This window comes from Actinomycetospora endophytica, assembly GCF_021026375.1.
Classification (GTDB): domain Bacteria; phylum Actinomycetota; class Actinomycetes; order Mycobacteriales; family Pseudonocardiaceae; genus Actinomycetospora; species Actinomycetospora endophytica.
In genome coordinates this window covers 455,681-466,384 of record NZ_JAJNDB010000007.1, presented here as the reverse complement: position 1 = coordinate 466,384, position 10,704 = coordinate 455,681, and the positions used below count along the sequence as shown (strand labels likewise).

General features: G+C 74.7%; 9 protein-coding genes. 4 read left to right on the top strand and 5 right to left on the bottom strand.

From position 1 onward, the window contains the following. Positions 1 to 382: acetyl-coenzyme A synthetase N-terminal domain-containing protein (locus tag LQ327_RS28500; RefSeq protein ID WP_308286392.1), on the bottom strand; the 382-nt coding region annotated here is incomplete at its 3' end. A 242-nt stretch (positions 383 to 624) separates the two neighbouring features. Here LQ327_RS28500 and LQ327_RS28495 point away from each other — a divergent pair. The 3 genes from LQ327_RS28495 to LQ327_RS28485 all read left to right on the top strand — a co-directional run bounded on the left by LQ327_RS28495 (position 625) and on the right by LQ327_RS28485 (position 3,914). After that, positions 625 to 2,238, top strand: a complete 1,614-nt coding sequence (locus tag LQ327_RS28495) for a DUF7782 domain-containing protein (protein ID WP_372460770.1) — start codon at positions 625 to 627, stop codon at positions 2,236 to 2,238. Further along, the gene (gene dtd / locus LQ327_RS28490; RefSeq protein ID WP_230739254.1) at positions 2,235 to 2,708 is read left to right on the top strand and encodes a D-aminoacyl-tRNA deacylase; all 474 of its coding nucleotides are present in this window, start codon (positions 2,235 to 2,237) and stop codon (positions 2,706 to 2,708) included. Before LQ327_RS28495 ends, dtd begins: the two co-directional genes overlap by 4 nt. A 153-nt stretch (positions 2,709 to 2,861) precedes the next feature. Further along, positions 2,862 to 3,914 (top strand): sigma-70 family RNA polymerase sigma factor, encoded by a 1,053-nt coding sequence (locus LQ327_RS28485; protein ID WP_230739253.1) that lies wholly within the window; start codon positions 2,862 to 2,864, stop codon positions 3,912 to 3,914. 368 nt (positions 3,915 to 4,282) lie between these two features. Here the strand turns inward: LQ327_RS28485 and LQ327_RS28480 are convergent, their stop codons facing one another. From LQ327_RS28480 to LQ327_RS28465, 4 genes are all read right to left on the bottom strand, one after another. Beyond that, positions 4,283 to 4,783, bottom strand: a complete 501-nt coding sequence (locus LQ327_RS28480) for a hypothetical protein (protein ID WP_230739252.1) — start codon at positions 4,781 to 4,783, stop codon at positions 4,283 to 4,285. Positions 4,784 to 4,849: 66 nt separating this feature from the next. Further along, complete coding sequence (locus tag LQ327_RS28475) at positions 4,850 to 7,618, bottom strand: bifunctional acetate--CoA ligase family protein/GNAT family N-acetyltransferase (protein WP_230739251.1); 2,769 nt, start codon at positions 7,616 to 7,618, stop codon at positions 4,850 to 4,852. A gap of 2 nt (positions 7,619 to 7,620) precedes the next feature. Continuing rightward, positions 7,621 to 8,787 carry an acetoin utilization protein AcuC gene (locus tag LQ327_RS28470; RefSeq protein WP_230739250.1) on the bottom strand — a complete coding sequence of 389 codons (1,167 nt, stop codon included), beginning with the start codon at positions 8,785 to 8,787 and terminating at the stop codon, positions 7,621 to 7,623. 157 nt (positions 8,788 to 8,944) lie between these two features. Further along, on the bottom strand, positions 8,945 to 9,862 hold the full coding sequence (locus LQ327_RS28465) for a sulfurtransferase (protein ID WP_372460769.1): 918 nt from the start codon (positions 9,860 to 9,862) through the stop codon (positions 8,945 to 8,947). A 90-nt stretch (positions 9,863 to 9,952) separates the two neighbouring features. On the opposite strand from LQ327_RS28465, the gene LQ327_RS28460 reads away from it, so the two are divergent. After that, positions 9,953 to 10,666 (top strand): iron-dependent transcriptional repressor DtxR, encoded by a 714-nt coding sequence (locus tag LQ327_RS28460; protein ID WP_230739248.1) that lies wholly within the window; start codon positions 9,953 to 9,955, stop codon positions 10,664 to 10,666. Positions 10,667 to 10,704 lie beyond the last annotated feature (38 nt).

Below are 10,704 nucleotides of genomic sequence, written 5' to 3'. Positions count from 1 at the left end.
TCTGGAGCCCGTTCGCGAACGCCACCACCTGCGCCTGCAGCTCCGCGTAGCTGATGTCGCGCGTGTCCGGCGATTCCGGCCCGTCGTCGGGCACCACATGCAACGCGACCTTGCCGCCGTTGCCCGCCTCCACGTGGCGGTCGACGCAGTTGTGGCAGGCGTTCAGCTTCCCGCCCACGAACCACTTCGCGTACGGCAGATTCCACTCCAACACCGTGTCGTACGGGGTGAACCAATCAATCCGCTGCTTCGCCTGCTCGTCCCAGAACTCCTCGAGACCCTGCTCCTTCATCTCCGGGCGGGCGTTCGCGGTCTTCGACAGTTCGGGATCCGGCGGATACTGATTCCCCTGGCTCGACGTAATCGTGCCCTGCTCCGACATCCGCTGGCCTCCGGTCGATCGACGTCGTACGGAACTGCTGGCCGGCCCCGACGCTGCGCCGCACCAGGTGTGCACAGCGTCACGTGGCCGACCCTGATCAGGCAACCCTGCCATGGTCGACGCGGCACGGTCCCCTCTCCTCGGAGAGGCTGTTTCCCCACCGTGAAGGTGTGCCAATCGCCGGACGGGCAGCGGGAACGGCCGGTGGACCCCTCGCACGGGGCCTGGCCGACACTGGGCGCGTGATCGAACCGACCCCGGTGACCGACGACGGCCCGGACCTCGACGCCGTGCTCCTGCCCGACGTCGCGCGGCGCCTCGCCGACCCGCTGCGCCGCGCCGGCTTCACCGTCGACGGGGTGGCCGAGGCGCTGGGCTCCGAGGCGGGCACGGCCCTCGACCGCAACGAGCCGGTGCCGGCCGCCCGGGCCGTCGGCGACGACGGCGCGCTCGCGACGCTGGTACGCCTGTTCCTGCTCGACGAGTCCCGCCGCGCCGACGACGTGGCCGCGGCCATCGACCCCGTCGGGCTCGCCGAGGCCGTCGCGGCCGGGCTGCTCCGTCACGACGACGAGGGCGGCATCTCCGCCGCCCTCGACCTGCGCCCCCACGCCGACGAGCACGGCTCCTGGTGGGTGCTCTCGGATCTCGAGGTCCGCGCGGAGGGTCCCGACGACGGGAAGGGGCGCGAGCACGTCCTGGGCACCGGCGCCGCGTCGATGTCGCTGGCCGCCGCCACCGTGCGCCGCCCGGTCGCCACGCTGCTCGACCTCGGCGCCGGCTGCGGCGTCCAGACCCTGCACGCCGCAGGGCACGCCACGAGTCTCACCGCCACGGACGTCTCGGAGCGCGCCCTGATCCTCGCCCGGGCGACCTTCGCGCTCGCGGGCGTCGCCGTCGAGGTGCTCACCGGCCCGTGGTGGGAGCCGGTCGCGGGCCGCCGGTTCGACCAGGTCGTCTGCAACCCGCCGTTCGTCCCCGGCCCGCCGGAGGTCGAGCACGTCTACCGCGACGCCGGCCTGGGCGGGGACGGGGCGAGCGCGCTGCTCGTCTCGACGGTTCCCGCGTACCTCGTCGAGGACGGCGTCGGGCAGCTGCTCGCGTCGTGGCTGATCACCCGCGACGACGTCGAGGCCGCCCGCGAGGCGGGGGATCCGCACGACGGCTGGGACGCGCGTCCCCGCCGCTGGCTCACCGAGGCCGCCGCGGCCGCCGCGCCGGGCGGGCTGGACGCCTGGGTGGTGCAGCGCGACGTCGCCGACCCGGCGCTGCACGTCGGGACCTGGCTGCGCGACGCCGGCGTCGACCCCGCTTCCGCCGCGGGCCGGGCGCGCGCGGCACGCTGGCTCGACTTCTTCGCCGAGCACGACGTCGTCGGGATCGGCTTCGGGTTCGTGACGCTGCGTCGCACCGCGCCGGGCATCCCGGGCACCGTCGTGTGCGAGGACATGCGCCAGGCCCACGGCGACCCGCTGGGCCCGGAGGTCGAGGCCTGGCTGGACCGCGTCGCGTGGCTGCGGGGGCGGGACCTGCTCGACGAGACGCTCGTCGTGCCCCCGACGACGGCGCTGGAGCGCGGCTACACGCCCGTGTCGCCGGAGGAGGACGTGGCCGACGACGACGGCGGCTGGCGGCGGATCGGCGGGACCCTGGTGCGCCTCGACGGCCCGCAGTGGCGCCACGACCTCGACGAGCTCGGGGAGGCGCTGCTCGCCGGCTGTCGCGGCCACCTCCCGCTGCGGGATCTGTGCGAGCTGCTCGCGCTCGCGCACGGCCGGGACGCCGACGAGCTCACCGCCGCCGCGCTCCCCGTCGTCCGGGAGCTGTTCCTGCACGGGATGGTCGTGCCGCGATGAAGGCCGTCGTCGCGCGGGTGAGCCGGGCGTCGGTGGAAGTGGCCGGTGAGGTGGTCGGAGCACTCGACGGGCCGGGGCTGCTCGTCCTGCTCGGCGTCCACCGCGACGACGCGGCGCGAGTGGGGACGAAGGACGACCCGGTGCCGGTGATGGCCCGCAAGCTGCACGAGCTGCGCCTCCTGGGTCCGGGCGAGCGAAGCGACGGGGAATGGGCTCGGGAGCAGTCCTGCGCCGAGACCGGCGCGGGCCTGCTCGTGGTGAGCCAGTTCACGCTCTATGGCGACACCCGGAAGGGACGACGACCCTCGTGGTCGGCGGCCGCGCCGGGCCCGGACGCGGAACGATTGGTGGACGCCGTCGTGGACACCCTCCGAGAGCGGGGCGCCACCGTCGCGACCGGTGTCTTCGGGGCCGACATGGCCGTCGAATCGGTCAACGACGGACCGTTCACGGTGATCGTCGAGGTGTGACGCGGGTTGCTCCCGGATGGCCCGGAACATGCGTCAGCACCGTCACAAGCGGTTATCCGCGACGGTGCCCGGCGGTCGGGAACGATCGCGCCCCGCCGTGCGTTCGACCAAGTGACGCGGCGCGCCAGACCAGTGCCGCGCAGGGAGGATTCCATGACGGCGACACTCGCCCCGCAGCAGTCTCGCGACGCCGAGGCCGTCCTGCCCGAGTCGACCCCCGACAGCGCCGGGACCGCCCCCGAGTCTACTGCGCTCCAGACCGAGGCGGAGGTCCAGAGCGACCTCGACGCCCAGAGCCCGGCTGCCGACCTCGTGCGCGTCTACCTCAACGGTATCGGAAAGACGGCACTGCTGACGGCCGCCGACGAGGTGGAGCTGGCGAAGCGCATCGAGGCAGGCGTCTACGCGGCGCACCTGCTCGAGGACGACACCCTCGACGCCGAGCGCGCGAGGGATCTCCGGGCGGTTGCCCGTGACGGGCGACGGGCACGGGCGCACCTGCTCGAGGCCAATCTGCGGCTCGTCGTCTCGCTGGCCAAGCGCTACACCGGCCGCGGGATGCCACTGCTCGACCTGATCCAGGAGGGCAACCTCGGCCTCATCCGGGCGGTCGAGAAGTTCGACTACTCGAAGGGCTTCAAGTTCTCGACCTACGCGACGTGGTGGATCCGGCAGGCCATCACCCGCGGCATGGCCGACCAGGCCCGCACCATCCGCCTGCCCGTCCACCTGGTCGAGCAGGTCAACAAGCTGGCCCGCATCAAGCGTGACCTGCACCAGACCCTCGGCCGCGAGGCCACGAACGAGGAGCTCGCGGAGGAGTCCGGCCTCGCGGTCGACAAGGTGGCCGACCTGCTCGACCACAGCCGCGACCCGGTGAGCCTGGACATGCCGGTCGGGTCCGAGGAGGAGGCCCCGCTCGGGGACTTCATCGAGGACGCCGAGGCCACCGACGCCGAGTCGACGGTCATCTCCGGCCTGCTCCACGACGACATGCGCCGGGTCATCGCGACGCTCGACGAGCGCGAGCAGAACGTCATCCGCCTGCGCTACGGACTCGACGACGGTCAGCCGCGCACGCTCGACCAGATCGGCAAGCGCTTCGGGCTCTCCCGCGAGCGCGTCCGCCAGATCGAGCGCGAGGTCATGTCGAAGCTGCGCGAGGGCGACCGCGCCCGTCGGCTCAAGGCCTACGCCGCGAGCTGACGGCCGGGTCGTGATCCCGCGGTGTCCGCCGCGAGATCACGCGCTGCGACGACGGCCGCCGGACCGGGGGCCCATCGGTGCCCCGGCCGGCCGTCCGGACCGTGACGATCCCCTCCCGCCATCACCGATCGTCGCGGAATCGGTGCCGAGCCGTCCGCCCGGCTGCGTGCTTGACCCCTCCGTTCGGCAGCGGTCATGCTCTCCTTCAGCGCAGGTGATGTGACGCCGGGCACGCCGGAACGGCGGTACCGCCGGCGCGACAGGAATGTGGCGACGAGGACGGTCGTCAGCGACGAGGGACCGGGACGGCCGGGGGCCGGCCCGGTCTCTCGGCTTCTCCGGGGCCGGTCGCCCGTGATGCCCGTCGCTCAGTGCATCTCGCCGGTGAGCACCACCCGGCGCTGCCCCAGATCCGCGGCAAGGGTGACCTCGAGCGGCGGGTAGCGCAGCTCCCGCGTGCACGGCCCGGTCGAGGTCGTCGTCTGCACCACCCGGACGGTCACCGCCGTCGGGGTCTGGTCGACCAGCTGGGCCGTTGCCTGCGTGCACCCGCCGGCGCGCCCGTAGACCCCGACGGTGCGCGGACCGCGGGTCCAGGCGAGCGTCGGGAATCCCGGCGGCAGGCCCGAGCTGTCGACCTGGGACGTCGGGAGCGCCGTCGTGCCGTCGGGCGGATCCGCGACCAGCGGGTCGACCGGTACCGGCGGGGTGGAGGTGCCTCCGGGCGGCGCCCCGGTCGCGATCGTCGGCGGCGCTGGGGTGGAGGACCCGCCCGGCGGCGGTGAGGACGTCCCTCCGCACCCGGCGAGCAGCAGCGCGGCGCCGAGGAGCGCCGACGGGAACAGCACGGTCACGCGGAGGGCAGGCATCGCCGACCGATTGTGGGCGGGATCCGCCGCTCCCAGGGTTCCCAGGGGGAAATCCGCTCACATGGGCTACGCGCCCAACCTCCGGGGACCGCTGTCGCGCGGTCCGGGCGGCGGGCCGAGCATCGCGTGCATCGAGGTCGGGAACGCCCCCCGCTCGGCGGCCAGGACCGGGTCGAGCACCAGCGACCGCAGCTCCGGGACGTGATCGGCGAGCTGGCCGACCCGCAGCAGCAGGTCCTCCAGCGCGGCGAGGTCCATCGGGCGGGACCCGCGGTAGCCGTCGAGCAGCGGCGCGGCCCGCGGGGCCCGGACCAGCGTGTGCGCGTCCATCGTGGACAGCGGGGTCGAGCCGTAGGCGCGGTCGCCGAGCAGCTCGGTGACCACCCCGGCGAGCCCGAACGAGACCAGCGAGCCGAACGACGGGTCGTCGCGCAGCTCGACGACCACCGGCATCCCGGGCGGCACCTGGACCTGCACGTCGACCTCGGGCGAGCCGGAGAGCCGCGCGAGCTGGTGGTAGGCCGTCGTGACGGCCTCGGCGTCGGACAGTCCCAGGCGCACGCCCGCGAGGTCGCTGCGGTGGCGCCAGGTCCGGACGACGGTCTTGACGACGACCGCGCCGCCGAGCTCCGACGCGGCCTCCACCGCCTCCGGCGCGGAGCGGGCGCGGCGGAACGGCGCCACCCGGATCCCCACGCAGCGCAGGAGCTCGTCGCACTGCTCGTCGGTGAGCACCGTCGCCGTCTCGATCGGCCCGAAGGAGTCGACGTACGCCCGCGCGGCCGCGACGTCGCACCCGGGCGGGACGACGAAGTCGCCGACCGGGCGCTCGAGCCACTGCGTGTACCGGACCACCCGCGCGAGGGCGACGACGGCGCGCTCCGGCGACGGGTACGACGGCACGCTGCCCCGGGCCGGGACGTCCGCGCCGCCCGCCTCGGGCTCCGAGGGCACCACGAGGTGCTCGGGCACCCCGGCCGAGGCGAGGAACGTCGTCGTCACCGGCTTGTCCGCGCCGGTGACGACCTCGGCGAGCGCGTCGGCGTGCTCGGCGCCGTCGGTGGACACCGGCGGGGAGAACACCAGGACCAGCGCGTCGCAGCCGTCGTCCTCGAGCGCGCGCAGGGCGGCGTCGGCGAGCACCGCGGGCTCGGCCATCGCCCCCACGTCGACCGGCGGGAACGCCAGGTGCATCCCGTGGGCCAGCGCGACGTCCGCGGCGAGCACGCCCAGGGCGCTGGAGTTCCCGACGACGCCGATGCGCGGCCCCCGCGGCAGCGGCTGGTTGGCGACGAGCAGCGCCACGTCGAAGAGCTCGTCGACCGAGGCGACCCGGATGACGCCGGACTGGTCGAACACCGCCGCGACCGAGGCCTCCTCGAGCGGCGAGGTCGACGCGGCGAGGCCCGGGGTCGCGTGCCGCCCGCTGGCCACCGCGACGACCGGCTTGCGCCGCGCCAGCCGCCGGGCCACCCGGGCGAACTTGCGCGGGTTGCCGAAGCTCTCCAGGTAGAGCAGGACCACGTCGGTGGCCGGGTCGGTGTCCCAGTACTGCATGAGGTCGTTGCCCGAGAGGTCCGCGCGGTTCCCGGCCGAGACGAACGTCGACAGGCCCAGCCGGCGCCGCGCCGCCGTCGCGAGGATCTGGATGCCCAGCGCGCCGGACTGGCAGAAGAAGCCGACCCGGCCCGCGGGCGGCATCTGCGGGGCGAGCGAGGCGTTGAGCCGCACCGCCGGGTCCAGGTTGGCGACGCCGAGCGCGCTCGGGCCGACCACGCGCATCCCGCGCGCCCGGGCGAGCGTCACGAGCTCGCGCTGCGCGGCGATGCCCGCGTCGCCGGTCTCCCCGAACCCGGAGGTGACGACGACGAGGGCCTTCACCCCCTTGGCGACGGCGCCGTCGACGACGCCGGAGACCTCACCCGCGGGGACCGCGACGACGGCGAGGTCGACGTCGTCGGGGATGTCGAGCACCGTCGGGTAGGCCCGCACGCCGCGGACCGAGCGGGCGTCCGGGTTCACCGGGTAGACCGGGCCGGAGAAGCCCTGCCCGAGCAGGTTCGCGAACACGACGTGGCCGACCTTGCCGGGGTCGACGGACGCCCCGACCACCGCCACCGAGCGGGGGTGCAGGACGTTCGCGACGCTGCGGGCCTCGGCGGCCTGCTCGCGCCCGCGGCGGACCTCGGTGGAGCGCTCGGTCGCGGCGACGTCGAACTCGAGGTGCAGGGTCGAGCCCTCCATCGCCCGGGTCACGTCGTAGCCGGCCTGGCGGAACGTGCGCACCATCGCCCGGTTCTCGGCCAGCACCTCGGCGACGAACCGGGTGATCCCGACCTCCTCGGCCGCCGCCGCCAGGTGCTCGAGCAGGATCGACCCGAGGCCCCGGCCCTGGTGGTCGTCGCGTACGACGAACGCCACCTCCGCCGACGGATCCTCCGACCCCAGACGGACATAGCGGCCGATCGCGATGATCTCGTCGCCGAGCCACAGGACCAGCCCGACCGCGTCGTGGTGGTCGACCTCGACGAACTTCTCCAGGTCGCGGGCCGGGATCGTCGGGTACGGGCTGAAGTACCGGTAGTAACGGGTGCGCTCGGAGAGCCGGGAGTGGAAGTCGACGACGGCGTCCGCGTCCGCCGGGCTGATCGGGCGCAGGTGGGCGGTGGCGCCGTCGGCGGCGACGACGTCGGCCTCCCAGTGCCGCGGGTAGGGCGCGTCGGGCGACGCGCGCACCGGGAGGGTGGCCGCGTCGAGGTCCGGGACGTCGGGCTCCTGGCCGGCGAACGACTCGAGCGACGGTTCGGGGGGCGGCTCGGGGGCCTGCGAGGTCATGATCAGTCCAGGACGTTCTGCGGTTCCAGGCCGTGCAGCGGGAACACCGCCCGGCGGGTCTCCAGGACGAAGCGGTCGACGTCGATCTCGGTGTAGCCGCCCCAGGGCGACCAGTCGGTGGGCGCCTCCTCGGTCATGCTGGTGGGGAGCGGGCGGTTCGAGAGTCCGGCCGCATAGGAGGTCCACGACGCCGGGATCGTCCGGTTCGGGTCGAGGTCGCGGTCGAGCACGGCGGCGAGCAGGTGGGTCCAGGAGCGGGGCACCCCGCGGAACAGGTTGTAGCCCCCGCCGCCCAGGGCCAGCCACTTGCCGCCCGCGTACTCCTCGGCGAGCCCGCGGCAGGCCTGGTAGATCGCGCGGTGGCCGTCCACGGAGAGCGAGAGCTCGGCGAGCGGGTCCTCGTGGTGGGTGTCGGCCCCGCACTGGGTGACGAGGATCTGCGGTTCGAACGCCCGCAGCAGCGACGGCACGACGGCGTGGAAGGCGCGCAGCCACGCCGGGTCGCGGGTGCCCGGCGGCAGCGGGAGGTTGACGGCGGTGCCCGCGGCGGGACCGTCGCCGAGCTCGGAGGCGAACCCGGTGCCGGGCCACAGCGTCCTCGGGTGCTGGTGCATCGAGATCGTCATCACGCGCGGGTCGTCCAGGAACGCCGCCTGCACCCCGTCCCCGTGGTGGACGTCGGTGTCGAGGTAGGCGATCCGGGTGTAGCCGTGGTCGAGCAGCCAGGAGATCGCGATCGCGCAGTCGTTGTAGATGCAGAAGCCCCACGCGTGGTCGCGCATCGCGTGGTGCAGCCCGCCGGAGAGGTTCACCGCACGGTCCGCGCGGCCCTCCGCGATCTCCCGGGCGGCCGCGATCGAGCCGCCCGCGATCAGGGCCGCCGCGTCGTGCATGCCCTCGAAGATCGGGTTGTCGGCGGTGCCCAGCTGGTGCACCGGGTCGTCGCCGTGCTGCGGGGCGCGCCGGACGGCGTCCAGGTAGGACGCGACGTGGGCCCGCTCCAGTTCCGCGTCGGGCGCCGGGGTCGGTACGAGCGGCTCGATCCCCTCGAGGACCCCGAGCGACCGGGCCAGGCGCATGGTCAGGTCGAGGCGGACCGGGTGCAGCGGATGGTCCGTGGACAGCTTGTACGCGAGCAGGGCCTCGTCCCAGACGACCGTGGTGCGCATGGGCCGAACGCTACCGAGGCCCCGTTTCCGCACGAGGGGACCCTTCGTACCGCTAGAGCGTCCGGATCCTCCCCTCGCAGAACGCTCGCCCGGACGCGAGGGGAAAATCTGGTCGCTCTAGCCGTACGAAGAGTCCCCTCGTGCGCGGGGTGGGAGGTCAGGCGCCGGTCGCGACCGGGCGCTTGCCCGCGCACCAGTTCGACCAGGACCCGACGTACAGCGCGACCGGGTCGGCGGGCGGGCGCACCCCGGCGATCTCGGCCGCGAGCACGAGCATCGCCGCGCTCACCCCCGACCCGCAGTACGCCCCGACCGGACCGGCCTCGCCCACGACGCCGCGCAGCGCGGTCGCGAGCGCCTCCGGGGGTCGCCACCGGCCGTCGGTGTCGAGGAGCGAGCCGGCGGGCAGGTTGGCCGCTCCCGGCACGTGGCCCGCGACCGGGTCGATCGGCTCGCTCTCGCCCCGGAACCGCTCCGGGGCCCGGGCGTCGAGCAGCACGCCGGTGTTCGCGATGCCCAGCGCGGCGTCGGCGGTGAGCACCGGCATCGCGCCCGCGGTGATCGCGATGTCGCCCTGGGTGCGGGCGCCCCCGGACTCGGTCGAGGTCTCCCCGCCGGCCGCGGTCCAGGCGTCGAACCCGCCGTCGAGCACCCGGACCCGCTCCGGCGCCAGGCCCGCCCAGCGCAGCACCCACCAGGCCCGCGCGGCCGCCATGCCGTCGCCCGCGCCGACGCCGTCGTACACGACGATGCCGCCGCTCGGGCCGATCCCGGCCCGGCGCAGCGTGGTCTGCAGGTCGTCGGGATCGGGCAACGGGTGCCGCCCCGCCGGGCCGGGCGGGCCGGCCAGGTCGGTGTCCACGTCGAGGAACACCGCGCCCGGCACGTGGCCGGCGTCGAAGTCGGGCTCCCCCACCGGATCCGGCCGGCGACGGGGCTTGCGACCCTTCGGCGGCGGGACCAGGCGCCAGCGGACGTCGAGGACGACGGGGCGCCCGTCGGTCCCGGCGGGACCGCCGGCGAGCTCGGTGATCAGATCCGGGGCGGCGACGAGCGGCGCTGCGGGGGTCGGCACGTGACCATCGTGCCCCTCCCCGTGCCGCGCCGCGGGTCCGCGGTGTCGCCTCGCCTCGGTAGGATCGGACACGGGACGGAAGGGGTGGGGATGAACGACCTCATCGACACCACGGAGATGTACCTGCGCACGATCTACGAGCTCGAGGAGGAGGGGGTCACCCCGCTCCGGGCCCGGATCGCCGAGCGCCTCGAGCAGAGCGGCCCCACGGTGAGCCAGACCGTCGCGCGCATGGAGCGTGACGGCCTCGTGCTGGTCGCCGGGGACCGCCACCTCGAGCTGACCCCGGAGGGCCGCGCGAAGGCCGTCTCCGTGATGCGCAAGCACCGGCTGGCCGAGCTGCTGCTCGTCAACGTCATCGGCCTGGAGTGGGAGCACGTCCACACCGAGGCCTGCCGCTGGGAGCACGTGATGAGCGAGGCCGTCGAGAAGAAGGTCTTCGCCCTGCTCGGCGAACCGGCCGTGTCCCCGTACGGCAACCCGATCCCGGGCCTCGAGGAGCTGCGCGGCGGCCCGACGGAGCTGCCCACGCGCACCCCGACTCCCGACGAGGCCGGGCTCGTGCGCCTCGACGAGTTCGCCCGCTCCGGCGGCGGCAAGGTCGTCATCCGGCGCATCGCCGAGCACGTGCAGCTCAACGAGGTCCTCATGGCCGGGCTGAAGTCGGCCGGTGTCCTGCCGGGCAGCGACATCGAGGTCGTCGGGATCCCGCGCTTCGGGGACGCGGTGAACATCGGGCACGCCGGCCAGCGCTCCGAGGTCGACCCGCTGGTCGCGCACGCGGTGCTCGTCCGCGCCGTCTAGTCGCGCCGCGAGGCGTCCGCCCCGGTCCCGGGCGGGCG